Source organism: Streptomyces sp. bgisy159 (assembly GCF_057707805.1).
Genome location: NZ_JBYIQX010000013.1, coordinates 149,352 through 176,277, shown reverse-complemented (window position 1 = coordinate 176,277; position 26,926 = coordinate 149,352). Strand labels below are relative to the sequence as shown.

The window sequence follows — 26,926 nt, the reverse complement described above, 5'->3', positions numbered from 1 at the left end:
CCCCGTCCCGCATCGACTGTCGGGTACGACCACCGCCCCCGGGGCCGGCGCCCCGGGGGAGAGGGCCGCCACGAGCGCTGAAGAGACCGCGGACCGGCCTCCCTCACGAGTCGGCCGGCCCGAAGGCGTCGGCCGCCTCGGGGTGGCGGGCCGTTCCGGCCGGGCGGCGAGGAGGGCTGCGTGGCCCCCGGTGGTCGTCCTCAGCCGACCTTCCGGCCGTGGAGCGGGGCCGTCCCGGCGCCCGCTCCGGTGCGCAGCCCCTGCAGGAACTCCTCCAGCACCTCCGTCGCCGTGCGCTGCGGGCGCCAGCCGAGGTCGACGCGGGCGCGGGTGCAGTCCATCAGGGGCAGCCGGAGCACCGCGTCGAAGAGGTGCGGGGACGCCGGCAGCAGCCGCAGGCCCCAGGCCGCGGCGACGGCGGACCGCGCCGCCGTGCGCGGCATCCGCACCGGGCGCGCGTCGAACATCTCACTCAGCAGTTCCGCATCGAGCGGCGGGTCGGCCGCCAGGTTGAAGGCCCCGCGCACCTCGGCGTGCACGGCCAGCCGGTACGCCTCCGCGGCGTCGTCGGTGTGCAGCGCCTGTACCCGCAGCCCCGGGACGTCCGGCAGGAAGGGCAGCAGGTCCGGCCGCGCCAGCTGGCCCGGCAGGAAGCGCCCGCCGAAGATGCGCCGCTGCTCGCTCGCCGACTCCCGTTTGAACAGGAACGCCGGCCGCATCCGCACCACCCGCATCTCGGGGTGCTCACGCTCGAACCCGTCCAGCGCCCGCTCCAGATACGCCTTCTCCCGGCAGTACGCGGCGTCCGGCCACCCGTGTGTCGGCCAGGACTCGTCCACGGCGCGGTCCTTCGGCCCAGGTGAGTACGCCCCGACCGACGAGGCGTGCACCAGCACGGGCACCCGGGCCGCGGCCACCGCCTCCAGCACCCGCATGGTCCCCAGCACGTTGGTGCGCCAGGTCACCGCCGGATCGTGCGTCGGCTGGAACGCCCACGCCAGATGCACCACCGCGTCGGCGCCCGCCAGATGCGGCGCCAGGTCGGCGTCCTCGGAAGCCAGGTCCACCGCGGCCCACTCCGTCTTCGCCGGCGACCACCGCGGCATCCGCCGCGCCAGCCCCACCACCGACTCCACCTCGGGGTCTTCCGACAGCCGCCGGACCACACTGGTCCCTACGTTGCCGGTGGCACCCGTGACGACCACCCTGCTGCTCACCCTCGTCTCCTCCCGCCGTACGGAACGGAAGCGGACGAGTACCCGGCCCCGCAGGCCGTACCCCGGACAGCGGAAAGCCCCGGCCGTGACGGGGGAATCACGGCCGGGGCGGCCGGTGGTGGGCACGGACGGCGGTCGCCTCCCGGCGAAGGGCTCCACGGGGCTTCAGCCGAACGATCGTCCCCGTGGGCGGATGATGAGGCCCGGGGACACTGTCCCGTCCGCACCCACGGTTCGTTCAACGGGAAACCACCTGGTGGTGTTCCCCCGTGCCTGTCCATGCGGCGTGAGCCGGGTCACCCGCCGCCCACGGACCCGAACGGGCTCTCCTCCAGGCGCTCCAGAAGCCCGGCCGGATCGTCGTACACCGCCTCCGCGCCCGCCTCCGCCAGGTCCGCACGCGGAAGGCCCCCGCACAGCAGCCCCACGCACCGCACCCCCGCCCGCCGCCCCGCCCGCATGTCCCACACCGTGTCCCCGACGAACACCGCACGCTCGGCCGGCGCCCCGGCCAGCTCCAGCGCGTGCCGTACCGGCTCCGGAGCCGGCTTGCCCGCCTCGACGTCCTCGGCGCTCGCCGTGGCCGCGATCGCGTCGTCCGCGTCGATGGCACGCCGCAGCGCCGCCAGCTCCGGGCCGCTCGCCGAGGTCGCGAGCACCACCGTCCAGCCGTCGCCGTGCAGCCTCCTCAGCAGTGCCCCGGCGTCCGCGAAGGCGGGCAGCCGGTCGAAGTACTGGCCGTACAGGGCCTTGTGCGCGGCGCTCAGCTCGGAGTCCCGGTCCGGGTCGCGGCCGTCACCGAGCAGATGCGCGATCAGGTCGGTGGAGCCGAGCCCGACGGCCCGGTGCACGGCGTGCATGGGCACCCGGTGGCCGGCCTGGCGCAGAGCCTCCCACCAGGTGACGACATGCAGGTGATTGGTGTCGACAAGCGTTCCGTCGACGTCGAACACGGCGGCACGGTCCATGGGCGATCCTCCCTCGGGTTGCTGAACCCTTCCCTGTTCCGCCCCAGGGGTACCACCTCAGCCGCCGGTCACCCGCCGGGGCAGCCGCCCCTCACGCGTCCAGGCCAGCAACTCCGTCGCCGACCAGGCCGTCACCACACGTTCGTCGGGTACCCCGCACTCCTCGGCGCGGGCGCACCCGAGGACCTGCCAGTCCAGCTGACCGGGCGCGTGCGCGTCGGTGTCGACGGCGAACAGGACCCCCGCGGCCACGGCCCGGCGCAGCAGTCGGCGCGGCGGGTCCAGCCGCTCGGGGCGGCTGTTGATCTCCACCGCCGTCCCCGACTCGGCGCACGCTTCGAACACCGCGTCCGCGTCGAACTCCGACTCCGGACGCCCGCGCCCGGTCACCAGCCGTCCCGTGCAGTGACCGAGCACATCGGCGTGCGGATCGCGGACGGCGGTCACCATCCGCCGGGTCATGGAGCGGGCGTCCATGCGCAGCTTGGAGTGGACCGACACCACGACCAGGTCCAGGCGCTCCAGCAGCTCCGGCTCCTGGTCGAGGGAGCCGTCCTCCAGGATGTCGCACTCGATGCCGGTCAGCAGCCGGAACGGCGCCCAGCCCTCGTTCAGCTCCGCCACCACCTCGAGCTGACGGCGCAGCCGCTCCGGGGAGAGCCCGCGGGCCACGGTGAGCCTGGGGGAGTGGTCGGTCAGCACCGCCCACTCGTGCCCGAGTGCGGCTGCCGCCCGGCCCATCTCCTCGATCGGGCTGCCCCCGTCCGACCAGTCGGAGTGCACATGGCAGTCCCCGCGCAGCAGCGCCCGCAGCCTGCTCCCCGCCCGCGTCCCCCGCCCCGCCTCGGCCTCGTCCTCCAGCTTGCTCAGATAGGCCGGCACCCCACCGGCCAGTGCCTCGCGCACCACCTCGGCGGTCTTCGGGCCCACGCCGCGCAGCGACTCCAGCGTCCCCGCCGCCGCCCGCTCGGCGATCTCGCCCTCGGGCAGCTCCTCCAGCACCCGGGCCGCCGTGCGGAACGCGCGGACGCGGTACGTCGGCGCCAGCGACCGCTCCAGCAGGAAGGCGATCCGCTCCAGGGCCTCCACGGGTTCCATGACCACCTCCTGGCCCTCAGGGTTCCCCAGCCGCCGCACGCCCGCACGGTGGACGGGACCGCACTGAGGACGAACCCGTCCTTACTTTGACAATCCGCTCTACTCTCTATGACATGACCGAAATCGCGAGCCCCTATATCTCCCAACCGCGGATCGTGGTGCTCGGGGTGCAGCCGGGCCGACCGCCGTTCCGCATCGTGGAAATCGATGGTGAGGTGGTCGGCGAGGCGAGGGACGTCACGGACGTCCTCGAGGCCGCCGCCGCGTTCGGCATCACGGTCCACGACCTCGACGACCCGGCGGTGGTGCGCTGGGTCGGCGGCGACCGCTACACCTGGACGCCGCGTAGCTGGATGCGCATCTGAGCGAGGCGGAGCGGGCCGGCCCGGGCCGTGCCGGCCGGCCCCCGCGTCATCCGCGTGCGTGCACCGCTCGGCCCAGCCGCCGGCCGAGCAGCAGATAGCCGATGAGCGCCCCCGTGGTATTGAGGATGACGTCGTCGATGTCGAAGGCGCGTCCGGTCACCAGCGCGCCCTGCGCCAGCTCCACCAGCAGCATCACGATCACCGTGAGCAGCAGTACCCGTGTGACACCGCGGGTGCCCGGCGCGACGACCGGTACCAGCACGCCGAAGGGCAGTCCCAGCAGGATGTTGCCGCCGATCTGCCGCACGGCGTCGCGCAGCTCGGGCTGGTCCAGATAGGCGCGCAGCGATCGGCCCGGCCGCAGGTTGGAGTGGATCAGTTCGGCGGATGCGGGCGAAGGTTCCAGGGTGATCCGGGCCAGCGCGGCGGCGAACGCCACCATGCACACGAAGGCGCACGCCATGGCGGCCAGCCGCGCCAGGGTGCGCAGCGGCCGTCGGCGGCCCTTCGGCGGGGGTGCGGAGGCCGGCCGGGCCTGGGTGGTCTTCGGCCGGGCTTCGGTGGCCGTCGGCCGGTCTTCGGCCGGGCGCCGGCGCAGGGTGAGCCGCGGACGTAAGGCGGAGCGGTCCATGCTGTCCTCCAGGCGTCGACTTCCTATGTGGGGTGCCCGGGTGTGCGGTGCACGCCCGGGCGGGGGCGGTGGGCCGGACCGGCCGGTGCGGGCCGCGGGGTCACGCGGTGTAGGCGACCCGCACGTCCTCGAAGCCGAGCGAGTGCAGCAGGCCGCGCAGCATGCCGGTGGTGTTCGACTCGGCGCGCGCCGTCAGTCCGCTGTCCTCGGCGGCCTCGGCGATGTGCCGTACCGCGAGCCGCTGCACGGCCTGCTCGCTGTTGGGGTTGCCCGAGAAGAGGTCGCCGAGCCGGTCGAGGAGACCGCGCTGCTTGGACACGGCGTAGGAGTGGTCGAGGTCGAGGGCCGGCTTGTCCAGCCGGGCATGGGGCAGCCGCACGGTGGCCGACGTGCGGTCCTCGTCGACCGTCACGTCGCGTTCCCCGAGCGCTCCGAGGTCGACATAGGCGTTCACGGTGCCCGCCCCGACGTAGAGGGTGCGGGTGCCGCGAATGGCGTCGGGCAGGAATCTGGCGTCCTTCTCCAGGTCCACCACGACCTGGAAGTTGCCGGACGCGGCCTGATAGCGGCTCATGTCCTGGATGGATTCCAGCAGGGCCGGTCCGGACCGGTCGTGGGTCTCGGTGCCGAACAGGTCCCGCAGCCCCGGCAGCACGGCCAGCCGGAGGCCGGCGAAGAGCACCGCGAGGACCACCACGACGGTGGTGAGTGCCTTGGCCCAGCCGGGCATGCGTCGGGGGAGCTGTTTCACGGAAGTCGTCATGGGCACGGGCCTCCTTCCTGCTCTCCGGATTCCCCGTCAAGTCCCTTGCAAGACTGATCGGTTGTGACGCGGTCACGGACGGGTCCGCCGAACGGACCCCACCGGTACGAGGCGTGCCGGAGGGGTGGGAGTGGCCGTCCGGGGCGGAGAGCGCCGGAGGGGGCTGGGTGGCCGGTCCGGGACGGGAAGTGCGGGAGAGGGGGCGGGAGTCACCGGTCCGGGACGGGAAGCGCCGGGGGTGGCCGGGCGGGCGCGGGGGTGGATCAGGACGGGGCGGAGGCCGCCTCCGGGCCGTCCAGGGCTGCCGCCAGGCTCGCCGCGGGCGGCAGCAGCCGGGACAGGCCGGTGGCGCGCAGGATGCGCAGGGCGAGCGGGTGGGTGCAGACCAGCCGAAGCTCCCCGCCCCGGTCGAGGATGCGGGCGCGGGCCCGGTAGAGCAGTCGCAGCCCGGAGCAGTCGAAGAACTCGACGGGCGTGAGGTCGATCACCAGCCGCGGCGCCGGGCCCCGGGTCGCGGCATCGAGATGCGGGACGATCTCCACCGCCGCGGCGATGTCGATCTCGCCGTGCAGCTCCAGCACCGTGAACCCCCGCTCCTCGCGGAGACACACGTGCGCGGAGCCCACGGCGGATTCCTGGTGCACGACGCCATCGCCTCCCACCCGCTCCAACTGCGCTCCCGCTCCAGCAAGTTACCCTCGATCGACTGCATTGGAGCATGTTCGATTGACATATGTCCTCGAATTCCGACCGAGTTTCTTCGTGTCGTGAGCGAAGTCTCTCGGATGTGGGTGCGGGCGGGCGGTCAGCGGCTGCCGTGCAGGGCGACCAGCAACTGCCAGACCTGATCGGCGATCTCGGCGGGACCCCCCTCCAGCAGGCCGTGCAGCCAGTCCGCCAGTACGCCGGCGAAAGTGGCGGCGACCGCGGAGGCGACCAGGGGGGCGTCCGCCGCGCCCGCCCGGGTGCGCTCGCGCAGGCTGTACGCCCGCAGGTCGCGGTGGAGCACCAGGCCGAGCGGGCCCCCGCCGCCCGGGGCGAGCAGCGCGCGGTAGAGGCCGGTGTGCGGGGCGAGCGAGGCGAAGAACTCCGCCAGCGCCGCGGGCGCGTGCACCGGGTCCGGCCGCCCCTGCCAGGTGTGCAGGGCTTTTACCGCCTCCCGTACGACGTCCGCGCAGGCGTCGACGGCGAGCGCCTCCAGGTCGGCGTAGTGCACGTAGAACGTGGCCCGCCCGACGCCCGCCCGGCGCACCAGCGCGGCGACGCTGACCTCGTCCAGGGGCCGCTCGGCGCACTCGCCGAGCAGCGCGGCGCGCAGTCGTGAGCGGGTGCGGACCGCCCGCGGGTCCTCGGGCGCGGTGCCGGTCACCGGGCGAGCAGCACGGCGGCCAGGGCGAGGCCGCCGGGCAGGGCCTGGGCGGCCAGGATGCGGACGTTGGCCGTGACCGCGCCGTACACGCCGGCGACGATCACGCAGGACAGGAAGAACACCTGGGCGCGGAACCCGGTCGGATCGGCGGCGACCAGACCCCAGATCAGGCCCGCCGCCAGGAAGCCGTTGTACAGCCCCTGGTTGGCGGCCATCGCGGCGGTCGCGCGGGCCATCTCCCGGTCGAAGCCGTGGAAGGACATCCCCGGCTTCTTCTGCCACAGGAACATCTCCAGCACCAGGATGTACGCGTGAAGCGCGGCCACCAGTCCGACCAGCACGTTCGCCACTGTTTCCATCGAGACTCCCCTCGTTTACTTCCTGGACAGTTGTCCAGCAGTGCGGCTCACTATAGCTGGACAGGTGTCCAGGAAGTGGCGTGATGCTGCTCACTCGCCAGCGTCGGCGCCCCGTCGCAGGTGGGGGCGGGCTGGAACCGCCATCCGGGCGACAAGGCGGAAACACGCGTATGCGGGGCCGGTCGGCGGCCACACTGGGGGCATGAGCGAAGAACCCGCACGCACCGCCGAGCAGCGCCGACACGACACCTTGCGGCGGCTGGAACAGGACGTCGACGCCTGGGTCGCCACCGCCGGAGACAACGGCGGCGCACACCTCGTCCCGCTGTCCTTCGTCTGGGACGGCGCCACGCTGCTGATCGCCACGCCGGCCGCCGGCGTCACCGGCCGCAACCTGCGGCGCACCCGGCGGGCCCGCCTCGGCATCGGCCCGACCCGGGACGTGGTCATGGTCGAGGTCACCGCCGACGCGGTCGAGCCGCGGGACCTGCCCGAGGAGGACGCCGAGGTCTTCGCCGCCAAGACGGGCTTCGACCCCCGCGAACTGTCCACCCCCTACCTCTACTTCCGCCTCCACCCCCACCGCGTCCAGGCCTGGCGGGAGGCCAACGAGATCGACGGCCGCGAGCTGATGCGCGACGGAAAGTGGCTCCCCACCGACTGACCGCCGGGCAGCGCGCCGGGCCTGGAAGGTCCCGCGGACCCGCCCCGGCCGACTACGCGCCCCCGTGCGACCGCCCCGCGGGGCCCCGGCCGCCCGTCCCCCGGCAAGGCAAGGAACGGCCGGGCGGGACCCCGGCGGGCCCGTGGCCGGGAGTCAGGCGCGGCCCGACTTGGTGTCCCCGCGGCCCTTCGCGTCCTTCGGCTCCTTGGCGGGCCAGACGCCCGTGGACCGCTCGATCGCCTTGGCGCCGGCGCGGTCCGCGGCGCCGCGGACCACCGAGAAGATCGCGCCCTGGATCGCCGCCGCCAGCAGCACCTCCCCCCAGCTCCGCTCCCGGTCCAGCGGGTCGGGGGCGTCGTCCTCGTGCCGCAGGGCCTGCCACGTCCTGCGGAACGCGTAGGCCGCCAAGGCCCCGCCCGCCCAGCCGAACGCGAGTCCGATGGGCTGGTAGACGAGGGAGAGTTTCCGCTTCTTCGCCACGTGGGCCTCCTAGTGTGTTCCTGCGATCATCGGCCAGGCTCGCACCTGATGCCGCCCGACGCCGCCCGACGCCCCGTCAGGGCCGCCCGGACGCCGGAACCTCCTCCTCGGCCCGGACCGGCCCCGGCGGCGTCCCGTCACCGAACGGACGCCCGCCCAGCTGCTCCCGGTGATGCGGTGTCAGCCAGCCGGACAGGTCCGGTCCGAGCGGCACGACACGGGTCGGGTTGATGCCGGTGTGCACCCGGTAGTAGTGCCGCTTGATGTGGTCGAAGTCGACGGTGTCACCGAAGCCCGGCGTCTGGAAGAGATCACGGGCGTAGCTCCACAGCACCGGGTCCTCCGTCAGCTTCCAGCGGTTGCACTTGAAGTGGCCGTGGTAGACGGCGTCGAAGCGGACCAGCGTGGTGAACAGCCGGATGTCCGCCTCGGTGATCGTGTCACCGACCAGGTACCGCTGCCCGGCCAGTCGCCCGGAGACCGCCTCCAGCCGCCGGAAGACCGCGGCGCACGCCTCCTCGTACTCCTCCTGCCCCGGGGCGAACCCGGCCCGGTACACCCCGTTGTTGACGTCCTCGTAGACCTGGGCCATCACTGCGTCGATCTCGTCGCGCAGCCGCTCGGGGTAGAGGTCCGGTGCCCCCGGCCGGTGCCACGCGGTCCACTCGGTGGCCAGGTCCAGGGTGAGCCGCTGGTAGTCGTTGGTGACGAGCCGCCCCGTGGGCACGTCCACCACCGCGGGCACACTCACCCCGCCGGGGTGACCCGGCTCCCGCCTCTCGTACGCCTCGCTGAGGAAACGGATCCCGAGGACGGGATCCCGGCCACCGGGATCCAGGGTGAAGCGCCAGCTGCGGTCGTCCTGCACGGGGTCGGTGACGGCCATCGGGAGGGCGTCCTCCAGGCCCAGCAGCCGCCGCGAGACCACCGCCCGGCTCGCCCAGGGACAGGCACGGCTGACCACCAGCCGGTACCGGCCGCTCTCCACCGGCCAGCCGTCCCGGCCGTCCGCCGTGATCCGGTCCGTGAAGTGACTGCGCGACCGCCGGAACTGCTTGTGTCCGTACTGCGCGTTGCCGTCGCCGCCGGCGCTCATGGGTCCTCCCGGTTCCGTCCGGTCCGCCTCGTGTCTGTTCCGCGTTCCCCGATTCGTGCGTTCCCCGATTTGTGCCCACCGCACGGAATGGACCCGCCGGGCGGGGGCAGTCGGCGTGAGGTGAGTGAGACAGCTTTGAATGAGCCGGACAGCAACCCCGGGACCGGCAGCGGGCACGGGGCCGATCGTCGTACGCGGATCACCGTGCTCGTGGCTCTGGGGGCCAATCTGCTGATCGCCGTGGCGAAGGCGGTCGGCGGCCTGATGGCGGGCTCACCCGCCCTGCTGTCGGAAGCCGCGCACTCCGTGGCCGACAGCCTCAACGAAGTCTTCCTCCTGGCCGCGCTGCGCCGCAGCCGGCGCCCCGCCGACCGGCGCCACCCCTTCGGATACGGCAAGGAACGCTTCTTCTGGTCCCTGCTCGCCGCCGTGGGGATCTTCGTCATGGGCGGTTGCTTCTCCTTCTTCCAGGGCGCGGAGGCCCTGCACGGCGGCGCCGACGAGGACTTCCGGGGCTATGTCGCGGGCCTGATCGTGCTCGGTCTGGCCTTCCTGGCCGAGGGCACCTCCCTGGTCCGCGCCTTGCACCAGGTCCACCTGCAGGGCGGCGCGGCCGCCGGGATGCGCGACCCGGCGCTGCGCACCGTGGTCGCCGAGGACGGCACGGCGGTTCTCGGCGTCACGCTGGCCGCCGGGGGCATGGCCCTGCACATGGCCACCGGGAACCCGGTGTGGGAGGCGGCGGCCTCCCTCTCGATCGGTGCGCTGCTCGTCTTCGTCGCCTACCGCCTCGGCCGTGAGGCCCGCGACCAGCTGATCGGGGAGGCCGCCGACTCCGAGGCCGGCGACCGCATCCGGGCACTGCTCGCGGCCCAGCCGGAGATCGACAGCGTCGAGGCCCTCTACACCATGAAGACCGGGCTGGACTCCGCCCTGGTGGCCGCCCGGGTCGACCTGGCGCCCGGCCTGGACAGCGAACGCGTCGAGGTGGTCGCCGACCGCATCAAGCGGTCGATCGCCCTCACCGTGCCCGAGGCCGGGGAAATCTTCCTCGACATCACCGACAGCGCCACGGGGCGACAGGAGAGCCCCGCCGCGACGGGGGAACGCGGCGGGGCCTGACCTCCGGGTCCCCCGAGACACCGCGTTCATGCCTGCCGCTGCACCCACCACGTGGTCCATCACGGGACCGCCGCGTGTCCCGGGCCCGCCCGCGGCGTCCGGGGCCGCGCCGTTCGGGCGGGTCGGGGGAGCCACGCCGGCGGCGCCGATCCGGGCACTGCGCGGCAGGGTCGTCGTGCGGGCTCCCCGGCCCCCCGGGGCCGTGTCGTGGTCGCGGAGACGGGCGGGGCGCCGGTCGGGCCGCTCCGGAGATCGCGTCAGCCGTGCGGACAGCGGGGGGGGGGCGCGCCGGGCGCGCGTGTCGCCCCACGACCGGCCGCGGCGCCACGGAAGCTCTCCGGCCCGCGGGGCCGGGGCGGTGCTCCGGCCCCGCGCGCGCTCGGGCCGTGTTCCTGCAGGGCCCCCGGCGGCGGGCCACGGGCGGCGCACCGGCCGCGTACGTCGGGCGCCGCTGCCGTCGCCGCCCGCCCTCCCCGTCATCAGCCCTGACGCCCCGGGTCACACCACCATCTCCACCGCCAGCCCCGCGATGACCGCACCGGACAGCAGGGCGGTCACCAGACGGCCCCGGTGCCCGGTCAGGGTGCGTCCCAGCAGGGCGCCGCCGCCGGCGACCAGCAGCTGCCAGCTGGCCGAGGCGGTGAAGGCGGCGAGGACGAAGACCCCCTCCTCCAGGGCGCCGGCGGTGCCGGCCGTCCCGCTGCCGACGACGAGGGCGGCGAAGTAGATCACGGTGACGGGGTTCAGCAGGGTGATGCCGAGCAGCGCCAGGTAGGCGCGGGCCGCGGTGGGCGGTGGCGGCTCCGGCCGAACGGCGAGGCGGTGCGCCCGGTAGCCCCGTACCGCCGCGACCGCACCCCGTACGGCCAGCGCCAGCAGCACCGCCGCCGAGACCCAGCGCAGTGGTGTCAGCACCGGCCGCAGCGCGTCGGCCAGTGCGCCCCCGCCGACGGTGGCCGCGAGCGCGTAGATCCCGTCGGCGGTGGCGATGCCGAGCGCGGCGCACACCCCGATGCGCAGCGACGTCCGGGCGGTGAGAGAGACCAGGTAGGTGGCGACGGCGCCGACGGGCACCGCGATGCCGTAGCCCGCGATCAGCCCCGCGAGGAGCGCGCCCGTCATCGGGGCGCGGGCTCGGGCCTCCGGGACGGGCGGGACCGCTGCTGTCGGCGCGCCGGACGGACGGCGGCGGACAGCGGCAGGGCGTCGAAGAAGGTCATGGCCGGATCCTGGAGCCGGACCCGTCCCGAGGGCAACCGAATTCGGCCGTGGTCCGGGCTGCGGTGGCGAACGGGCACGGCAGCGGACAGCGGGCCGTGCAGGGGCCCGCACGCTCCCGGCACACCGGGTTCCGGCCAGAGTGCCCCTTTCGTCGATGTGGCCGAACTCCGCGTCGCCCTATAAGTGCCTGGGGCATCTAATGATGATCGGCACCTGCTTCCGACCGCTTGCGAGGCCCCCCATGACGGAACTCCCGGCCCCGGTCGCCTACCCCCAGGACCGCACCTGCCCCTACCACCCGCCCGCCGCCTACGACCCGCTGCGCGCCGACCGGCCGCTGAGCCGCGTCACGCTCTACGACGGCCGCACCGCCTGGCTGGTCACCGGTCACGCCCTCGCCCGGACCCTGCTCGCCGATCCCCGGTTGTCCTCCGACCGCACCCGCCCCGGCTACCCGGCGACCGCGGCCCGCGTCGCCGCGCTGCGTGACCGCAGCGTCGCCCTGGTGGGGGTCGACGAGCCCCGGCACCGTGCCCAGCGAAGGATGCTCGTCTCCAGCTTCACCCTCAAGCGCGCCGCCGAACTGCGGCCCGCCATCCGGCGCGTCGTCGACGGACGGATCGACGCGCTGGTCGCCCAGGGCCCGCCCGCCGACCTGGTCGGCGCCTTCGCGCTGCCGGTGCCCTCGATGGTGATCTGCGCCCTGCTCGGCGTCCCGTACGCCGACCACGAGTTCTTCGAGGAGCGGTCCCGGCGCCTGCTGCGCGGCCGGGACCCGGCCGACGTCCGGGCCGCCCGTGCCGAACTGGACGACTACCTCGGAGCGCTGATCGACCGCAAGAGCCGGGAACCGCAGGGTTCGGGCGTGCTCGACGCCCTGGTGCACCAGCAGTTGCGCGACGGGGAGCTGGACCGGGAGGAGGCGGCGGCCCTGGCCCTGGTGCTGCTGGTCGCGGGCCACGAAACGACCGCGAACATGATCTCCCTCGGCGTGCTCGCCCTGCTCCAGCATCCGGACCGCCTTGCGGAACTGCGCGCCGATCCGGCGCTGCTGCCCGCCGCCGTCGAGGAGCTGATGCGGGTGCTGTCCATCGCGGACGGCCTGCTGCGGCTGGCCACTGAGGACATCGAGGCGGGCGGGGTGACCATCCGGGCCGGCGAGGGGGTGGTCTTCGCGACCTCCGTCATCAACCGCGACGAGAGCGCCTTCCCCGAGCCCGACCGCCTCGACTGGCACCGGCCGGCCCGCCATCACCTCGCCTTCGGCTTCGGTGTCCACCAGTGCCTCGGCCAGAACCTCGCCCGGGCCGAGCTGGAGATCGCCCTGCGCTCCCTGTTCGAGCGGCTGCCCGGCCTGCGGCTGGCGGTCCCCGCCGAGGAGATCCCGCACAAGCCCGGCGACACCATCCAGGGGATGCTGGAACTCCCCGTGACCTGGTGAGAGGTCTCATGCGGATCGACATCGACACGGATCTCTGTATCGGCGCCGGACAGTGCGCCCTGTCCGCCCCGGGGGTCTTCACCCAGGACGACGACGGCTTCGGCACGCTCCTGCCCGGCCGGGAGGACGGCATCGACCCCGCGGACGGCAGGGGCCCGATGGACCCCACGGTCCGGGAGGCCGCTCGCGCCTGCCCCGTCCGGGCGATCACCGTCACGGAGTGACCCCGGATCCGGCCGGCCGTCAACCCGCTCGCGCGGTGCCGGCGTCTGACGCGGCCGGGGCCCGCAGCAGCAGCCGCGCGGCCGCGCGGGCCTCGCCGGCGGGTTCGACGGAGCCGGTGATGCCCGCCGTGACCATGGCGCCCTCGGCGAGCAGGAACAACTGCCCGGCGAGGGCGTCGGGCAGCCCGGCGTCGGCCACCAGGGTCCCGAGCCAGTCGCGGAACGCCCGCTTGTGGGCCCTCACCTGCTCGGCCACCGGCTCCGAGACGGCGCCCAGTTCACCGTGGGAGTTGATCCAGGCGCAGCCGCGGAAGTCCTCCGCTCCGAACCACCGCTCCAGCCAGTCGAAGACGGCCAGGATCCGCCGCTGCGGCTCGGGGTGCCGCTCCACGTGGCGCGCGAGTTCCGCCCGCCAGCGCACGTCGCGCCGCTCCAGATACGCCACCACCAATCGCTCCTTCGCCGGGAAGAGCTGGTAGAGCCGCTTGAGCGAGACCCCTGACGCGCCCCGGACGTCGTCCATGCCGACCGACTGGACGCCCCGTCCGTAGAACAGCTTCTCGGCGGCGTCCAGCGCCCGCTCACGGGCTGTGGCGCTGTCCATGCGGGACCCTCCTTGACCTGAGAACGCACGTTCTCCTACGGTAGCAGGGCAGGTTGAGAACGGCCGTTCTCCCTTGCGTCCGCCCAGCCCGGCCGCCCGGCCCAGCCCGTCGCACGGAGGTTCACCCATGACCGACCGCCCGCCCCTGCCCCCGTTCTCCCGGGAGACCGCCGCGCGGAAGGTGCAGGCCGCCGAGGACGCCTGGAACACCCGGGACCCGCACCAGGTCGCGCTCGCCTACTCGCCGGACTCGGTGTGGCGCAACCGCGACACCTTCCTCACCGGCCGCGCCGAGATCACCGCCTTCCTCACCGCCAAGTGGGCGCGCGAGCGGGAGTACGCGCTGCGCAAGGACCTGTGGGCCTTCGACGGCAACCGCATCGCCGTCCGCTTCCAGTACGAGTGCCGCGACGCCGGCGGCCGGTGGTGGCGCTCGTACGGCAACGAACTGTGGGAGTTCGACGAGCGGGGGCTGATGACCCGGCGCGAGGCGAGCATCGACGACGTGCCGATCGAGGAGGCGGACCGCCGCATCTTCGGCCCGCGCCCCGAGGCCGAGCGCGGACAGAGCTTCCCGCTGCGCTAGGGCCACCCTGGAACTCCGGGCGGAATCGTCAGTAGGGTCGTCCCCGTGATCGAACAGGACGCGAAGCCCTGCCTCTACGTCGTCGTCTGCGCCGCGGGTGCGGCCGCGGGCGTCGGCGAGCTGATCGGCGCCGCCCAGGAGCGGAACTGGGAGGTCGGCGTCATCGCGACCCCGCTCGCCGTGAGCGGCGGGTTCTTCGACGTGGCCGAGGCCGAGGCCCGCACCGGGCGCCCCGTCCGCTCGGCGTGGCGCCGCCCCGGTGACCCGCGCCCCTTCCCCGCCCCCGACGCCGTGGTCGTCGCCCCCGCCACCTTCAACACCCTCAACAAATGGGCCGCCGGCCTGGCCGACACGCTCGCCGTCGGCACCCTGTGCGAGGCGTCCGGACTGGGTGTTCCGATCGCCGTCCTGCCCTGTGTGGCCGGGGCGCTGGCCGCCCACCCCGCCTACCGGGAGTCCCTGACCCGGCTGAGCGCGATGGGCGTACGCTTCGGCGCGCCCTACGACGGAGAGGCGGGGGAGGACGGCCGGCCCCGCGGCTTCGGCTGGTCCCGGGCGTTCGACCTGCTGCCGGACACGGTCGGCTGAAGCGGTCCGCACGCTGCCGAGGGGGACCGGCAGTGGCACCGTCCTCGGTGGGGAGTGGTAACGGCCGCACGGTGGCGAGGCGGCCGCGGCACCCGCAGGCCCGGCACCCGCAGGCCCGGCGTCGGCACGGCGCGCGCGGGGCGGGCGGCGGTCGCGGGGGAGCACCGGAGGGTCAGGGTCGAGCGCGCGGTCGCGCCGCGGTGTACGTTCCCGGGGCCCTTCCGCCCACCGGTCCCGGCCGGGAGCGGCGAGGGCGCCCCGGGTGTCCAGGAGCGGTCCGCCGGGTCGGCCGGCCCTCGCGCTCCAGCTGGGCGACCGCCGGCCGGGTCCGGTCGGCGGCCGGTGAGTCGCCGCCACCGTGCGGCCGCGCGGAGGGCGGGCACCTCGCCGTCGTCCTCTCGCCCACGGCGTCCGCCCCCGGGCCGCGACGCCCCGCTCACTCCTCTTCCAGCAACCCCAGCTCGGCCCAGATGGTCTTGCCCTCGGTGGTGTGTCTGCTGCCCCACCGCCGGGTCAGCTGGGCGACCAGCAGGAGACCCCGGCCACCCTCGTCCCAGGTCTTGGCCCGGCGCAGGTGCGGCGCGGTGTGGCTGGTGTCGGAAACCTCGCAGATCAGCGTCGCGGTGTCGTGGATGAGCCGCAGCCGCACCGGGTGGGCACCGTAGCGGATGGCATTGGTGACCAGCTCGCTCACCACCAGCTCGGTGGTGAAGCCGGCCTCGCTCAGCCTCCACTCGTCCAGCTGGGCCACCACCTGCTTGCGGATCGGCGCGACCAGCGCCGGGTCCGCCGGGATGTCCCACGTCGCCACCTGCGAGGCGGGCAGCCCCCGGGTGCGCGCCAGCAGCAGCGCCACGTCGTCGGCGACGCCGCCCGGTGGCAGCACGGTGTGCAGGACCCGGTCGCAGGTCTCGTCCAGCGACTCGGAGTACGCCGCCAGCGCCCCGCACAGCATCCGGTGTCCGGGGCCGGTGTCCGGATCGCGCGCCCCGGTCAGCCCGTCCGTGTAGAAGGCGAGCACACTGCCCTCGGTCAGCCGTAGCTCCGCCGACTCGAAGGGCAGCCCGCCGACCCCGAGCGGCGGTCCGGCGGGCAGTTCCACCGGGTGCGGCGTCCCGCCGGGCGGCAGCAGAACCGGAGCCGGATGCCCGGCCCGGGCCAGTGTGCAGCGGCGCGACACCGGGTCGTACACCGCGTACAGGCAGGTCGCGCCGAGCTCGCCGGGGCTGCCCTCCCCGCCGGACTCCTGCGACAGCCGGACCACCAGGTCGTCGAGGTGGGTGAGCAGTTCGTCGGGCGCGAGGTCGATGTCGGCGAGGGTGCGCACGGCGGTGCGCAGCCGGCCCATCGTCGCCGACGCCTGGATGCCGTGCCCGACGACGTCGCCCACGACCAGTGCGACCCGCATCCCGGACAGCGGGATCACGTCGAACCAGTCGCCGCCCACCCCGGCGCGGGCGGCCGGCAGGTAACGGAAGGCGGCGTCGACGGCGGCGGTGCGCGGCAGGCTGCGCGGGAGCAGGCTGCGCTGCAGGGCGAGGGCGGTCTCGCGCTCGCGGGAGAACCGGCGCGCGTTGTCGACGCAGATCGCGGCCCGAGCGGTGATCTCCTCGGCGAGCAGCACGTCGTCTGAGGTGAACGGGTCGGGGCGGTCGAACCGGGTGAGGACCGCGACACCGAGGGTCACCCCGCGCGCCCGGACCGGCACGGACATCGTGCTGTGGATGCCGAACTCGCGCACCCGCGCCCGGCGCAGCGGGTCCTGGGCCAGCCAGGGGTCCAGGCCGCCGCCAGCCACCGCTCCGACGATGGTCCGGTCGGCCAGCAGAGAGTCGGCCTGCGGCGATCCGGCCGGGTACGCCTGCACGTCGCCGGGCTCGGCCACGGCCTGGGGGTTGCCCGGCGTCACCGACCGGTGCGCGACCCGGCGCAGGCGGACCGGGGCGGTCAGCCTGGCCGGGGGCTCGCCCTCCCGGGAATCCAGGAGATCGACGCTGACGAAGTCGGCGAGCGCGGGGACGCAGACGTCGGCCAGTTCCTGCGCGGTGCGGACCACGTCGAGGGTGGTGCCGATGCGCACACTCGCCTCGTTGACCAGCCGCAGCCGTTCGCGGGCCCGGTAGTGGTCGGTGAAGTCGTGGACGGCCAGGGTCACGCCCCGCATCCGGCCTCCGGAGTCGGTGACCGGGGCCATCCGGGCCAGCCAGGCGTGCGCGTGCTCCTCGCCGCCGGCCCGCAGGTACATCTGCACCTCGTCGGGGCGGCCGGTGGCCAGCACCCGCCGCAGCCGCGCCTCCAGCTCCTCGCTCTGCGGCTTGCCGCCGATCTCGGACAGCCGCAGCCCCCGGACCCGCTCCTCCGGCAGCCCGATGACCTCGGCCATCGCGTCATTGAGCCGGTACAGCCGCAGCCACTCGTCGTACACGGCGGTCGCGCACGGCGACTGGATCAGGCCCGCCTCGGCGAGAGGGTCGTCGGGGGAGGGCGGCAGGTCCGCGCGCAGCGGCGTGACCAGGAGCCACTGCCCCGGCCCGTCGTCCGGCGGCGGGCGACGGTGGGCGAGCAGCCACACCGCGACCGTTCCGCCCCGCCGGTGGCGCAGGGTGAGAGTGCCGTCCCAGCGGGGCCCGGCGGGCACCGGCATGGCGCCGTCGGCCAGCAGGAGGCCTGCGGGACGGCCGACGACCTCGGCCGCGTCCCAGCCCAGCAGCGCCCGGGCGCCCGAACTCCACTCGACGAGGATGCCGGCGTCGTCGACGACAGCGCGTGCCGTCGCGGCATCGTCGAACGGATAGACCGGGCTCATCCTCGCCACTCCATCGCGGACACTCACAGTGAGCAGGCACGTCACGTCGGGCTCCAGCCTAGTGCGTCATGCCCGCGGGTGGACGTCGACCCCCACCGCCGGGAGCGCCGGAAGCGCCGCGCCCGTGCCGGCCGGCGGACTGCCCGCTGAGGCCCTCGCTGACCGGCGTCGGACCCCGGCCACCCCCACCGGGCGGCGGGAATCAGCAGGTTCACGGCATAGCGGGATCCTCCGGTCCGGTCGGCGGCAAGTGCCGTCCGGACCGTTGACGGCATGTCATACCTCCCACAAACATGGCCTGCGTCCGTCCACTGGGAGCGCTCCCAATTCATGGGAGCGCTCCCAGAGGCTCAGCGCACCCGCACCTCCCCGAGGAGCCCAGACGTGCAACGACGCAGAACCAGCCTGCTCACCCTCACCGCCCTGCTGGGCGCCGCGCTCACCGCGCTGCCCGCCCAGCAGGCCGGTGCCGACGAGGTGGAACAGGTCCGCAACGGCACCTTCGACACCACCACCGACCCCTGGTGGACCAGCAACGTCACCGCCGGCCTCGCCGACGGCCGGCTGTGCGCCGACGTGCCGGGCGGCACGGCCAACCGCTGGGACTCCGCCATCGGCCAGAACGACATCACCCTGGTCAAGGGCGAGACCTACCGCTTCTCCTTCAGCGCCTCCGGACTGCCCGACGGCCACGTCGTACGCGCGATCGTCGGCCTCGCCGTCACGCCCTACGACACCTGGCAGGAGGCGGCCCCGGTCGTGACCGAGAGCGGGGACACCTACAGCTACACCTTCACCTCGCCCGTCGACACCACCCAGGGCCAGGTCGCCTTCCAGGTCGGCGGCAGCGCGGACTCCTGGCGGTTCTGCGTGGACGACGTCTCGCTGCTCGGCGGGGTGCCCCCGGAGGTGTACGAACCCGACACCGGGCCGCGCGTCCGCGTCAACCAGGTCGGCTACCTGCCCGCGGGCCCCAAGAACGCCACCCTCGTCACCGACGCCACCACCCGTCTGCGCTGGAAGCTGAAGAACGCCCGGGGCTGGACCGTCGCCCACGGCTGGACCGTGCCGCGCGGCACGGACGCCTCCTCCGGGCAGAACGTCCACTCCATCGACTTCGGCTCCTACCGGGGCCGCGGCACCGGCTTCACCCTGGTCGCCGACGGCGAGACCAGCCACCCCTTCGACCTCGGCACCGCCGCCTACGAACGGCTGCGCCTGGACGCCGCGAAGTACTACTACACCCAGCGCAGCGGCATCCCGGTCCGCGACGACCTGCGCCCCGGCTACGGCCGTGCCGCCGGCCACGTCGGCGTCGCCCCCAACCAGGGCGACTCCGACGTGCCCTGCCAGCCGGGCGTCTGCGACTACCGGCTCGACGTCACCGGCGGCTGGTACGACGCCGGCGACCACGGCAAGTACGTGGTCAACGGCGGCATCTCCGCCTGGGAACTGCTCAGCACCTACGAGCGCGCCCGGTACGCCCGCACCGGGCGGCAGGACAAGCTCGGCGACGGCACCCTCGCCATCCCGGAGAGCGGCAACCACGTGCCGGACCTCCTCGACGAGGCGCGCTGGGAGCTGGAGTTCCTGATGAAGATGCAGGTGCCGGACGGGCAGCCGCTGGCCGGCATGGCCCACCACAAGATCCACGACGAGCAGTGGACCGGACTGCCCCTGATGCCCGCCGACGACCCGCAGAAGCGCGAGCTGCACCCGCCGACCACCGCCGCCACCCTCAACCTGGCGGCCACCGCCGCCCAGGCGGCCCGGCTGTACTGCTCGTACGACAGGGAGTTCGCGGCCGAGGCGCTCACCGCGGCGCGCAAGGCATGGACGGCCGCGCTCGCCCACCCGGACGTCTACGCCGACCCGGACGACGGCACCGGCGGCGGCGCCTACCCCGACGACAACGTCGCCGACGAGTTCTACTGGGCCGCGGCCGAGCTGTACCTGACCACCGGCGAGAAGCAGTTCCAGGACCACATCCTGAACTCCCCGGTGCACACCGCCGACATCTTCGGCCCGGTGAGCTACGACTGGGGCAACACCGCCGCCGCCGGCCGGCTCGACCTGGCGCTGGTGCCCAACCGGCTGCCCGGGCGGGACAAGGTGCGCCGGTCGGTCGTCCAGGGCGCGAACCGCTACCTGGCCACGCTGCGGGCCCACCCGTACGGCATGCCGTACGCCCCCGCCGACAACCTCTACGACTGGGGATCCAACCATCAGGTCCTGCACAACGCGGTCGTCCTCGCCACCGCCTACGACCTGACGGGGGCCCGCAAGTACCGGGACGGCGCGGTGCAGAGCATGGACTACATCCTCGGCCGCAACGCCCTCAACACGTCCTACGTCACCGGCTACGGCGAGGTGAACTCGCACAACCAGCACGCCCGCTGGTACGCCCACCAGCTCGACCCGAGCCAGCCCAACCCGCCGGCCGGCACCCTTGCCGGGGGGCCCAACTCCAGCATCCAGGACCCGCTGGCGCAGAGTAAGCTCCAGGGCTGCGTCGGCCAGTTCTGCTACATCGACGACATCCAGTCCTGGTCGACGAACGAGCACACCATCAACTGGAACTCCGCCCTGACCCGCATGGCGTCCTTCGTGGCCGACCAGGCGTAGGCGCGCTACCGCTCACCCTCCACCGGTTCGGCCGGGCTCCCGTGCGCCACCGGCGGGCCCGGCCGTTCACGGGCGGTCAGGGTGTGGCGGCGGGCCGCGTCCAGGGGCTCGTGCAGCTCCACGTACTCGCCGTGCGGCAGCCGGACGATCACACCGGTCGCCCGGCCGTGCTCGACCAGTTCCCTGTCGCGCAGGCGCAGGCCGAGGCACACGCGGCGCGTGACGACGAAGACCAGGGCCGGGACGACGAACACGCCGATGCGGATCGCCCAGGTGACCGCGTTGACCGACAGGTGCAGACGGGTCGCCGCGATGTCGTTGCCGCCGCCCGCGAGGAGCACCAGGTAGAGGCTGATCCATGCCGCACCGATCGCCGTGCGGCCGGGCCGGTCGCGGGGGCGGTCCAGGAGGTGGTGCTCGTGCCGGTCGCCGGTGACCCGGGCCTCCAGGAACGGGTAGACGCCGAGGAAGACCAGCAGCAGCGGGAAGACCACGATCGGGACCAGTACCCCGAGGGCCAGGGTGTGGCCGCCCAGCGTGATCTCCCACCCCGGCATGATGCGCAGCAGCCCCTCGGCGAAGCCCAGGTACCAGTCCGGCTGCGCGCCGGTGGACACCTGGTCGGGCCGGTAGGGGCCGTAGGCCCAGACCGGGTTGATCGTCGCCACCGTCGCCACGAGGGTGAGGACCCCGAAGGCGAGGAAGAAGAAGCCGCCCGCCTTCGCCAGGTACACCGGCATGAACGGGGCGCCCACCACGTTGCGTTCGGTGCGTCCGGGACCGGCGAACTGGGTGTGCTTGTGGTACACGACCAGCAAGACGTGCACCACCACCAGGGCCGCCATGATTCCCGGCACCACCAGGACGTGCAGCGAGTAGAGCCGGCCGACGACGTCGTGGCCGGGGAACTCCCCGCCGAACAGGAACATCGACAGATACGTCCCGACGACCGGGACCGACAGCAGCGCCCCGTCGAGGAAGCGCAGCCCGGTGCCCGACAGCAGGTCGTCCGGCAGTGAGTAGCCGAACAGGCCCTCGAACAGCCCGAGGAACAGCAGCGCCCAGCCGAACAGCCAGTTCACCTCCCGGGGCCTGCGGAACGACCCCGTGAAGAAGTGCCGCATCATGTGGGTGAGCATCCCGGCCACGAAGACCAGGGCCGCCCAGTGGTGCAGCTGCCGCATCAGCAGACCGCCGCGCACCTCGAAGCTGATGTCGAGCGTCGACGCGTACGCCTCCGACATCCGGACGCCGTTGAGCGGCGCGTACCCGCCGTGGTACGTCACCTCGTTCATCGACGGGTGGAAGAAGAACGTCAGACAGACACCGGTCAGGACCAGCACGGCGAAGCTGTACAGGCATATCTCGCCGAGCAGGAACGACCAGTGGTCCGGGAACACCTTGCGCAGGTACCTGCGGCCCAGGGTGTGGATGCCGAGGCGTCCGTCGAACCAGTCGGCGACCCGCTCACCTCGTCCCCCCTCCCCGCCCGCGGATCTGCCGGTCACTTCCGGAACAGCGGTTTCGGACATGCGTGGACCTCCCCGGTGGCGCGCTCACCCCTGGGACACGGCAGCGGGCGGGAATGTGACAGGGGACGGCCAGGTGTGACGCGGGTCTCAGCGCCCCCCGTCGGCCGGTACCAGCGAGTCGCACACCTGACCTGGGGATATTTACGCCGCAGTACCCGAGCGGTACCGTGAGGTCATGCCAGCTCTCAACGTGGAGTTCAGCGATCGCGAGCTAGAGGACCTCCGCCAGATCGCCAAGGAGCGCGGTACGTCGATGAAGGCGCTCGTCCGCGAGGCGGCCGCCGCCGACATAGCCCGCCACCGCGCGTTGCAGGAGGGCGCGGAGGCCTTCCGGCAGTTCTTCGCCGGGCACGCCGACGAGTTCGCGGCCGCGTTCCCCGACGACGAAACGCCCGTCCGGGGCGAGGGGCGGGTCGCCTGACCGATGACACCCGTCATCCATATCGACGTGCCCTGGCTGCTGCAGCGCCATGAAGAGGTGCTCCCCGACCAGCCCACGATCAACGACTTCTCCGCGCTGGTCGCCGCCGTCGCCCGGCACCGGGTCGACCCGCCCCGCCTGGGCGTGGACTCGGACCCGGCCTGGCGGGCCGCCGCGCTGCTGCACACCCTCGCCGTGCTCAAGCCGCTGCCGTCGGCGAACGCGCGCTTCGCCTGCGCCACCGCCCTCGCCTACATGTACGTCAGCGGCGTCGGCATCGATCCGCCCTACGGCGCGCTGGTGGACCTCGCCCGGGATCTGATGTCCGGCAAGTCCGATGTGTACGGCGCCGCCGACCGCCTGCGCTCCTGGCAGATCTGAGCCCCGGGGCCGACTGCGCACGCCGCACTCCCGCGCCGCCGGCCCGGGGCGGGGGGAACAGGGCCGGCGGCCGTTTCGCGCGGAAGAGCCGCCGTTCCGCGCGGGGCCTCGGAGGAAAGGCCGGCCTCCAGTCCACTCCCCGGTCCGGCGGGCCGGGAGCGTGCGCGGGACTGCGGTGCGTGCGCTCGGTTCACACGGGGTGCGCGCCGGAGCGCCAGGGGGAGCGAACAAGTGCGCGAGGGGTCCGACTTGGCCCGCCCTGTCGACTTTCTTTCAATAAGGCCGATCTCGATCGAGTGCCTTGTTGCGCACGACTCCGCTGTGCAAGGGTGAACCACTCGCGCGGGGGTGACGGCAGGGCCTCCCCACCGTGCCGAACCAGGTTCGTACCAAAGGAATCCGCTCAGTGCCCACCCCCCACCCGCCCCGTCCGTCGTACCCGCCGCCGCCCGGCACCGCCGAGGCCGAGTCCGACGAGTCGCTCGCCCTCGGCGTGCGCGGCGGCCCCGACCACCAGGTCGCCCAGTCCACCGCCCTGCTCATCGCACGGCACTGGAAGCCGGTCCACGACTACGCGGTGATCTGCCTGGACTCCGCCGCGAGCGTCTCGGCCATGGTCACCGGCGCCGCCTTCCACCAGGTCCTCGACCGGCTCAAGCTGGGCGAGCCCGGCACCGCGCTGCGCCCCCGGCTGCTGGTGACCGTACGCGACACCGCCCTGCTGTGGGCCGGCACCGAACGCCTCACCGGCGTCCTGCCCGCGCTGCGCAAGCCGTCCGGTGCGCGCGCCCTGCGTGCCGTCGGTGCGCCGACACCGGACCACCGGACGCTGACCGCACAGTCCTTCGAGGGCCTGCCCGCCGTGGAGCGCTCGGTGCTGTGGCACGTCGAGGTCGAGGCCGAGCCGGTGGCCGTCGCCGCCGTGCTGCTCGGCATACCCGCCGACACCGCGGCCGCCGCGCTCGACGGAGCCCGGGAGAAGCTGCGCGACGGCATCGTCCGCGCCCACCGGGAACTCGCGCCGAGCAAGGACTGCCGCTTCCACAACCGCCTCCTCGACGTCCCCCTGCGACGCGGCCGCGAACTGCTCCCCGATGTGCGCCGGCACCTCGACGACTGCCGCTACTGCCGGGCCGCGGCAGAACAACTCAGCCATTTCGAGCGGGAGTTGGGGCTACTGCTCGCCGAGTCGGTGCTCGGCTTGGGCGCCCAGCGCTATCTGGAGACCCGCCCCGGCCGCCTCCGCCAGCAGCCGGCGCTGCTGCGCGGCTCCGCCCGGCACCGCGGCGGCCGCCCGCGCGGCACCCGACGGCGGCTGCGGGACCGTGTCCCCGCCTCCGTACGACGCGTGCAGGGCGCCAAGAACTCGCCGCGGGCGCTGCTCACCGGCGTCGGACTCGCCTCGGCCGGTCTGCTGGCCACCCTGCTCGCGGCCGGCATGTGGTCCGACGGCGGGGGCGCCGACCCGGCCGCCTCCACCAGTGCCACCGGCGGGGGCGCCCTCCCCGGCACCGGCGCCCAGGCCCCCGCCACCGGCGCCCCGACCACCCCCGGCACCGGGGGAGCGACCGGTGTGCCCAAACCGGCCAGACTGCGCAACACCGCCTCCGGACTGTGCCTCGCCACCGGCGGCGCGCCGCAGCAGGGCTCCGGCGTCGAACTGGCGGTCTGCTCCGCCGACCGGGCCCAGCAGTGGACGTACGAGAACGACGGCCAGCTGCGCAGCGTCGCCGCGCCCGAGCTGTGTCTGGACTCGCACGCCGACGCCGGGGTGGTGATCCTCGGCGCGTGTGCCGAGCCGGACTCCGCCCGGGGTGACGACGTCCGCTACGACCTCACCGTGCAGGGCGAGTTGCTGCCCCGTTGGGACGAGGCCCTCGCGCTCGCCCCCGTCGGCGGGGAGGCCGGCGCCGATCTCGTGGCCAAGGTCCGCGACGGCTCGTCCGGGCAGCGCTGGCGGACCGACCCGGTGGCCGCCGGCGCCGGATCGCTGTCGATCAGGGGTACCGCGGGGGCGTCGGCGCGGCAGGTGGACCTGACCGACCGCACCGCCTGACCGACCGCACCGCCTGACGTCGGCGCCCGGCCCCGGACCGGTCGGTCACCCGGCATCGACCAGGTCGTCCGCACCGACGGTGCCCGGCCGGGCGTGGCCCGACAGGGCCAGCGTGAGGTCGAACTCGGCGAGCAGGCAGCGGATCACGTGCTCGACGCCGGGCTGCCCGTCCAGGGCCAGGCCGTACGCGTACGGCCGGCCCAGCAGGACCGCCCGGGCGCCGAGGGCGAGCGCCTTGAAGACGTCGTCCCCGGAGCGCACCCCGCTGTCGAACAACACGGTCAGCCGGTCGCCGACCGCCCGGGCCACACCCGGCAGCGCGTCGGCGGCGGCGACCGAGCCGGCCACCTGCCGGCCGCCGTGGTTGGAGACCACCACGCCGTCCATCCCGGCGTCCGCCGCCAGCCGGGCGTCGTCCGGGTGCAGGATCCCCTTCAGCACGATCGGCCCGTCCCAGTTCTCCCGCAGGAACGCCAGATCCGGCCAGGTCTTCCCCGGGTCCGCGAACAGGTTGACGAAATGCAGCACGGCCGCGTTGAGGTCCTCGTGCACCGGCTTGGCCAGGCCCGCCCGGAACGCCGGGTCGGTGAAGTGGTTGGCGGTGCCCACGCCGTGCAGGAACGGCAGGTACGCCTGGTCCAGGTCGCGCGGCCGCCAGGCCAGCAGCGGGGTGTCCAGCGTGACGACCAGCACCGAGAACCCGCTGGCCCTCGCCCGGCCGAGGAAGCTGCGGGTGACCTCGCGGTCCTTGGACCAGTACAGCTGGAACCAGCGCTCGGCGTCCCCCATCGCCTCGGCGACCTGCTCCATCGGTGTGCTGGACGCCGAGGACAACACGAACGGCACGCCCTGCGCGGCGGCGGCCCGGGCGGCGGCCGGCTCCGCCTCCGGATGCATGATCGACAGCACGCCGATCGGGGCGAGCGCCAGCGGCGCGGGCAGTGTGCGGCCCAGCACCTCCACCGAGAGATCCCGCTCGCGCACGTCGCGCAGCATGCGCGGCACGATCCTGCGCCGCTCCAGGGCCGCCAGGTTCGCCCGCGCGGTGCTCCCGTCGCCGGCGCTGCCCGCCACATAGCCGACCGGACCCGGTCCGAGCCGCTGCTCGGTGAGTTCTTCGAGACGGCCCAGTTCGGTGGGCAGCCGGGGCACCGCACCCGTCATGCCGTTGAGGTAGATCTCGTACTGGAAGTCCGCCCAGTGCCTGGCCATGGGGCCGTCCCGCCTCTCGTCGTCGAGCATGCGCCGCGCCCGACCATACCGGCGGGTATGCGGGACCGGGGCGCCAGATCCCGACGGGAGTCGTGCTGCCCGGTGTCCGGGGGCTACCGGCTCCGTGCGCCCGCTCGTGACCGGTCCCCGCCGCCGCGCCCCGAGGGGCCGGTCCGGCCGACGGCCTCCGGCAGGGATGCCGGAGCGGTCATGCGCCGCACTCGCCCGCCGCACTCACCCGCGCGGTCACCCGGCGCCGTCACCCGCCGACGCGTCCTTGCCGGCTCGCCGACCGTCCGCCCTCGCGCCGTAGGGGTGTTCCACGTCCGGGCCCCGCTCCCGCACCCGGCGTACCTCCTCCAGCGAGGAGCGCAGGTCGGTGAGCCAGTCGCCGGTGTGGCGGCCCACCAGCCGGACACACCAGGCGAGCGCGTCGCTGCGGCTGCGGGCGACGCCCCCGGCGATCAGGGTGTCCAGCACCTGGCGCTCGGGCTGCCGCAACCGTGTCATCACCGGTGTGGTCAGCGGGGCGAACAGGACCCGCTCCCCGGCGCAGTCGACGCCCCACGACACCGTCCGGCCGAAGCGCTGCCGCGCCTCGCGGGCGACGGCGGTGCGGCTCTGCCGGGTGCGCTCCCGGAACTCCTGGACCCGGGCCTCGACCGCCACGACGCGCTCCGCGGCGGGTGTCCCGGCGGCGAGCGGGGGTGCGGGGATCCGCCCGATCACGGTGATCTCCTCGCGGTCGACGCGCACCTCGGTCAGCTCGTCGAACAGGCCGTGCGGCACATGGTCGGCGAACCAGCCGCGCACCGCCTCGCCCCGCCCGCTCGTCGGCTCGCTCATGGTCATGTAATGACCATTACCGCGCAGGTCCATGAACGCAAGGGGTCGCCAAGTGGTCCCCGGAGGGCGGAAGCTGAATGTTTCAGGACGATTAACGAGCATAGGGTTTTCGGCCAGGTGGCTGATCGGGCGGAGCGGGAGCCGCCTGGTTCCGGGGTTTGAACGTTCGAACTCCGTGACTTCGCGCCACTGATTCAATACGCAAGGTTACTGAAACCCGTGGGGTCGATGTGAGTTTCCGCCGCGGACTC

At 74.0% G+C, this 26,926-nt stretch carries 27 protein-coding genes; 11 read left to right on the top strand and 16 right to left on the bottom strand.

The window, feature by feature from the left end; all coding sequences use genetic code 11:
- Positions 1 to 200: 200 nt before the first annotated feature.
- The 3 genes from AC3ET3_RS15895 to AC3ET3_RS15885 form a co-directional block, all read right to left on the bottom strand.
- Positions 201 to 1,217 carry an SDR family oxidoreductase gene (locus AC3ET3_RS15895; protein ID WP_432136388.1) on the bottom strand — a complete coding sequence of 339 codons (1,017 nt, stop codon included), beginning with the start codon at positions 1,215 to 1,217 and terminating at the stop codon, positions 201 to 203.
- A gap of 296 nt (positions 1,218 to 1,513) precedes the next feature.
- Positions 1,514 to 2,185, bottom strand: a complete 672-nt coding sequence (locus AC3ET3_RS15890) for an HAD family hydrolase (protein WP_432136389.1) — start codon at positions 2,183 to 2,185, stop codon at positions 1,514 to 1,516.
- Between the two features lie 57 nt (positions 2,186 to 2,242).
- Positions 2,243 to 3,283 carry a PHP domain-containing protein gene (locus tag AC3ET3_RS15885; protein WP_435612351.1) on the bottom strand — a complete coding sequence of 347 codons (1,041 nt, stop codon included), beginning with the start codon at positions 3,281 to 3,283 and terminating at the stop codon, positions 2,243 to 2,245.
- 113 nt (positions 3,284 to 3,396) lie between these two features.
- Here AC3ET3_RS15885 and AC3ET3_RS15880 point away from each other — a divergent pair, with 113 nt between their 5' ends.
- The gene (locus tag AC3ET3_RS15880) at positions 3,397 to 3,648 is read left to right on the top strand and encodes a hypothetical protein (RefSeq protein ID WP_432136391.1); all 252 of its coding nucleotides are present in this window, start codon (positions 3,397 to 3,399) and stop codon (positions 3,646 to 3,648) included.
- A 46-nt stretch (positions 3,649 to 3,694) separates the two neighbouring features.
- On the opposite strand, the gene AC3ET3_RS15875 is transcribed toward AC3ET3_RS15880, so the two are convergent.
- The 5 genes from AC3ET3_RS15875 to AC3ET3_RS15855 form a co-directional block, all read right to left on the bottom strand.
- Entirely contained in the window at positions 3,695 to 4,279 is a 585-nt protein-coding gene (locus AC3ET3_RS15875) for a VanZ family protein (protein WP_432155251.1), read from the bottom strand.
- A 100-nt stretch (positions 4,280 to 4,379) separates the two neighbouring features.
- The gene (locus AC3ET3_RS15870) at positions 4,380 to 5,042 is read right to left on the bottom strand and encodes a DUF4230 domain-containing protein (protein WP_432155250.1); all 663 of its coding nucleotides are present in this window, start codon (positions 5,040 to 5,042) and stop codon (positions 4,380 to 4,382) included.
- 263 nt (positions 5,043 to 5,305) lie between these two features.
- Positions 5,306 to 5,686, bottom strand: coding sequence for an anti-sigma factor antagonist (locus tag AC3ET3_RS15865; RefSeq protein ID WP_432136394.1), 381 nt, complete (start codon positions 5,684 to 5,686; stop codon positions 5,306 to 5,308).
- Between the two features lie 161 nt (positions 5,687 to 5,847).
- Entirely contained in the window at positions 5,848 to 6,411 is a 564-nt protein-coding gene (locus tag AC3ET3_RS15860; protein WP_435612350.1) for a TetR/AcrR family transcriptional regulator, read from the bottom strand.
- Positions 6,408 to 6,770 (bottom strand): DUF1304 domain-containing protein, encoded by a 363-nt coding sequence (locus AC3ET3_RS15855; RefSeq protein ID WP_432136396.1) that lies wholly within the window; start codon positions 6,768 to 6,770, stop codon positions 6,408 to 6,410. The genes AC3ET3_RS15860 and AC3ET3_RS15855 overlap by 4 nt, the downstream gene beginning before the upstream one ends.
- A 202-nt stretch (positions 6,771 to 6,972) precedes the next feature.
- Here AC3ET3_RS15855 and AC3ET3_RS15850 point away from each other — a divergent pair, with 202 nt between their 5' ends.
- On the top strand, positions 6,973 to 7,434 hold the full coding sequence (locus AC3ET3_RS15850; RefSeq protein WP_432136397.1) for a pyridoxamine 5'-phosphate oxidase family protein: 462 nt from the start codon (positions 6,973 to 6,975) through the stop codon (positions 7,432 to 7,434).
- Positions 7,435 to 7,587: 153 nt separating this feature from the next.
- Here AC3ET3_RS15850 and AC3ET3_RS15845 read toward each other — a convergent pair whose 3' ends face one another.
- Complete coding sequence (locus AC3ET3_RS15845) at positions 7,588 to 7,914, bottom strand: DUF4235 domain-containing protein (RefSeq protein WP_435612349.1); 327 nt, start codon at positions 7,912 to 7,914, stop codon at positions 7,588 to 7,590.
- Between the two features lie 76 nt (positions 7,915 to 7,990).
- A complete protein-coding gene (locus AC3ET3_RS15840; RefSeq protein ID WP_432136399.1) occupies positions 7,991 to 9,010 on the bottom strand; it encodes a glutathione S-transferase family protein in 1,020 nt (339 codons plus the stop codon).
- 204 nt (positions 9,011 to 9,214) lie between these two features.
- On the opposite strand from AC3ET3_RS15840, the gene AC3ET3_RS15835 reads away from it, so the two are divergent.
- Positions 9,215 to 10,132, top strand: coding sequence for a cation diffusion facilitator family transporter (locus AC3ET3_RS15835; RefSeq protein WP_435612348.1), 918 nt, complete (start codon positions 9,215 to 9,217; stop codon positions 10,130 to 10,132).
- A gap of 498 nt (positions 10,133 to 10,630) precedes the next feature.
- Here AC3ET3_RS15835 and AC3ET3_RS15830 read toward each other — a convergent pair whose 3' ends face one another.
- The gene (locus AC3ET3_RS15830; RefSeq protein WP_432136400.1) at positions 10,631 to 11,254 is read right to left on the bottom strand and encodes a LysE/ArgO family amino acid transporter; all 624 of its coding nucleotides are present in this window, start codon (positions 11,252 to 11,254) and stop codon (positions 10,631 to 10,633) included.
- A gap of 340 nt (positions 11,255 to 11,594) precedes the next feature.
- Between AC3ET3_RS15830 and AC3ET3_RS15825 the strand changes: the two genes are divergently transcribed.
- Complete coding sequence (locus AC3ET3_RS15825; RefSeq protein WP_432155249.1) at positions 11,595 to 12,794, top strand: cytochrome P450; 1,200 nt, start codon at positions 11,595 to 11,597, stop codon at positions 12,792 to 12,794.
- 8 nt (positions 12,795 to 12,802) lie between these two features.
- Positions 12,803 to 13,018, top strand: coding sequence for a ferredoxin (locus AC3ET3_RS15820; protein WP_432136402.1), 216 nt, complete (start codon positions 12,803 to 12,805; stop codon positions 13,016 to 13,018).
- Positions 13,019 to 13,037: 19 nt separating this feature from the next.
- Here the strand turns inward: AC3ET3_RS15820 and AC3ET3_RS15815 are convergent, their stop codons facing one another.
- On the bottom strand, positions 13,038 to 13,622 hold the full coding sequence (locus AC3ET3_RS15815; protein WP_435612347.1) for a TetR/AcrR family transcriptional regulator: 585 nt from the start codon (positions 13,620 to 13,622) through the stop codon (positions 13,038 to 13,040).
- 127 nt (positions 13,623 to 13,749) lie between these two features.
- On the opposite strand from AC3ET3_RS15815, the gene AC3ET3_RS15810 reads away from it, so the two are divergent.
- Both AC3ET3_RS15810 and AC3ET3_RS15805 read left to right on the top strand, forming a co-directional pair.
- Complete coding sequence (locus AC3ET3_RS15810) at positions 13,750 to 14,208, top strand: nuclear transport factor 2 family protein (RefSeq protein WP_435612346.1); 459 nt, start codon at positions 13,750 to 13,752, stop codon at positions 14,206 to 14,208.
- A gap of 45 nt (positions 14,209 to 14,253) precedes the next feature.
- Positions 14,254 to 14,796, top strand: coding sequence for a flavoprotein (locus tag AC3ET3_RS15805; protein WP_432155246.1), 543 nt, complete (start codon positions 14,254 to 14,256; stop codon positions 14,794 to 14,796).
- Between the two features lie 436 nt (positions 14,797 to 15,232).
- Here AC3ET3_RS15805 and AC3ET3_RS15800 read toward each other — a convergent pair whose 3' ends face one another.
- Positions 15,233 to 17,602, bottom strand: a complete 2,370-nt coding sequence (locus AC3ET3_RS15800; RefSeq protein ID WP_432155245.1) for a SpoIIE family protein phosphatase — start codon at positions 17,600 to 17,602, stop codon at positions 15,233 to 15,235.
- 384 nt (positions 17,603 to 17,986) lie between these two features.
- Here AC3ET3_RS15800 and AC3ET3_RS15795 point away from each other — a divergent pair, with 384 nt between their 5' ends.
- Complete coding sequence (locus tag AC3ET3_RS15795) at positions 17,987 to 20,227, top strand: glycoside hydrolase family 9 protein (RefSeq protein ID WP_435612345.1); 2,241 nt, start codon at positions 17,987 to 17,989, stop codon at positions 20,225 to 20,227.
- Between the two features lie 5 nt (positions 20,228 to 20,232).
- Here AC3ET3_RS15795 and qcrB read toward each other — a convergent pair whose 3' ends face one another.
- Positions 20,233 to 21,759: a cytochrome bc1 complex cytochrome b subunit gene (gene qcrB / locus AC3ET3_RS15790; RefSeq protein ID WP_432136408.1), complete on the bottom strand. Its 1,527-nt coding sequence runs from the start codon at positions 21,757 to 21,759 to the stop codon at positions 20,233 to 20,235.
- A gap of 175 nt (positions 21,760 to 21,934) precedes the next feature.
- Here qcrB and AC3ET3_RS15785 point away from each other — a divergent pair, with 175 nt between their 5' ends.
- The 3 genes from AC3ET3_RS15785 (at position 21,935) to AC3ET3_RS15775 (ending at position 24,617) form a co-directional block, all read left to right on the top strand.
- Positions 21,935 to 22,180, top strand: coding sequence for a hypothetical protein (locus AC3ET3_RS15785; protein ID WP_432136409.1), 246 nt, complete (start codon positions 21,935 to 21,937; stop codon positions 22,178 to 22,180).
- Between the two features lie 3 nt (positions 22,181 to 22,183).
- Complete coding sequence (locus AC3ET3_RS15780) at positions 22,184 to 22,561, top strand: toxin Doc (protein WP_432136410.1); 378 nt, start codon at positions 22,184 to 22,186, stop codon at positions 22,559 to 22,561.
- A 406-nt stretch (positions 22,562 to 22,967) separates the two neighbouring features.
- The gene (locus tag AC3ET3_RS15775; RefSeq protein ID WP_435612344.1) at positions 22,968 to 24,617 is read left to right on the top strand and encodes a ricin-type beta-trefoil lectin domain protein; all 1,650 of its coding nucleotides are present in this window, start codon (positions 22,968 to 22,970) and stop codon (positions 24,615 to 24,617) included.
- 45 nt (positions 24,618 to 24,662) lie between these two features.
- Here the strand turns inward: AC3ET3_RS15775 and AC3ET3_RS15770 are convergent, their stop codons facing one another.
- Both AC3ET3_RS15770 and AC3ET3_RS15765 read right to left on the bottom strand, forming a co-directional pair.
- Positions 24,663 to 25,829 (bottom strand): lactate 2-monooxygenase, encoded by a 1,167-nt coding sequence (locus tag AC3ET3_RS15770; RefSeq protein WP_432155242.1) that lies wholly within the window; start codon positions 25,827 to 25,829, stop codon positions 24,663 to 24,665.
- A gap of 246 nt (positions 25,830 to 26,075) precedes the next feature.
- A complete protein-coding gene (locus AC3ET3_RS15765) occupies positions 26,076 to 26,681 on the bottom strand; it encodes a hypothetical protein (RefSeq protein ID WP_432155241.1) in 606 nt (201 codons plus the stop codon).
- Positions 26,682 to 26,926: the final 245 nt, after the last annotated feature.

Coding starts and splice junctions, on each gene's coding strand:
- AC3ET3_RS15890 (WP_432136389.1), bottom strand. CDS start 2,185: ATGGACCGTGCCGCCGTGTTCGACGTCGACGGAACGCTTGTCGACACC.
- AC3ET3_RS15885 (WP_435612351.1), bottom strand. CDS start 3,283: ATGGAACCCGTGGAGGCCCTGGAGCGGATCGCCTTCCTGCTGGAGCGG.
- AC3ET3_RS15880 (WP_432136391.1), top strand. CDS start 3,397: ATGACCGAAATCGCGAGCCCCTATATCTCCCAACCGCGGATCGTGGTG.
- AC3ET3_RS15875 (WP_432155251.1), bottom strand. CDS start 4,279: ATGGACCGCTCCGCCTTACGTCCGCGGCTCACCCTGCGCCGGCGCCCG.
- AC3ET3_RS15870 (WP_432155250.1), bottom strand. CDS start 5,042: ATGACGACTTCCGTGAAACAGCTCCCCCGACGCATGCCCGGCTGGGCC.
- AC3ET3_RS15855 (WP_432136396.1), bottom strand. CDS start 6,770: ATGGAAACAGTGGCGAACGTGCTGGTCGGACTGGTGGCCGCGCTTCAC.
- AC3ET3_RS15850 (WP_432136397.1), top strand. CDS start 6,973: ATGAGCGAAGAACCCGCACGCACCGCCGAGCAGCGCCGACACGACACC.
- AC3ET3_RS15840 (WP_432136399.1), bottom strand. CDS start 9,010: ATGAGCGCCGGCGGCGACGGCAACGCGCAGTACGGACACAAGCAGTTC.
- AC3ET3_RS15830 (WP_432136400.1), bottom strand. CDS start 11,254: ATGACGGGCGCGCTCCTCGCGGGGCTGATCGCGGGCTACGGCATCGCG.
- AC3ET3_RS15825 (WP_432155249.1), top strand. CDS start 11,595: ATGACGGAACTCCCGGCCCCGGTCGCCTACCCCCAGGACCGCACCTGC.
- AC3ET3_RS15820 (WP_432136402.1), top strand. CDS start 12,803: ATGCGGATCGACATCGACACGGATCTCTGTATCGGCGCCGGACAGTGC.
- AC3ET3_RS15815 (WP_435612347.1), bottom strand. CDS start 13,622: ATGGACAGCGCCACAGCCCGTGAGCGGGCGCTGGACGCCGCCGAGAAG.
- AC3ET3_RS15810 (WP_435612346.1), top strand. CDS start 13,750: ATGACCGACCGCCCGCCCCTGCCCCCGTTCTCCCGGGAGACCGCCGCG.
- AC3ET3_RS15800 (WP_432155245.1), bottom strand. CDS start 17,602: ATGAGCCCGGTCTATCCGTTCGACGATGCCGCGACGGCACGCGCTGTC.
- qcrB (WP_432136408.1), bottom strand. CDS start 21,759: ATGTCCGAAACCGCTGTTCCGGAAGTGACCGGCAGATCCGCGGGCGGG.
- AC3ET3_RS15785 (WP_432136409.1), top strand. CDS start 21,935: ATGCCAGCTCTCAACGTGGAGTTCAGCGATCGCGAGCTAGAGGACCTC.
- AC3ET3_RS15780 (WP_432136410.1), top strand. CDS start 22,184: ATGACACCCGTCATCCATATCGACGTGCCCTGGCTGCTGCAGCGCCAT.
- AC3ET3_RS15770 (WP_432155242.1), bottom strand. CDS start 25,829: ATGGCCAGGCACTGGGCGGACTTCCAGTACGAGATCTACCTCAACGGC.
- AC3ET3_RS15765 (WP_432155241.1), bottom strand. CDS start 26,681: ATGACCATGAGCGAGCCGACGAGCGGGCGGGGCGAGGCGGTGCGCGGC.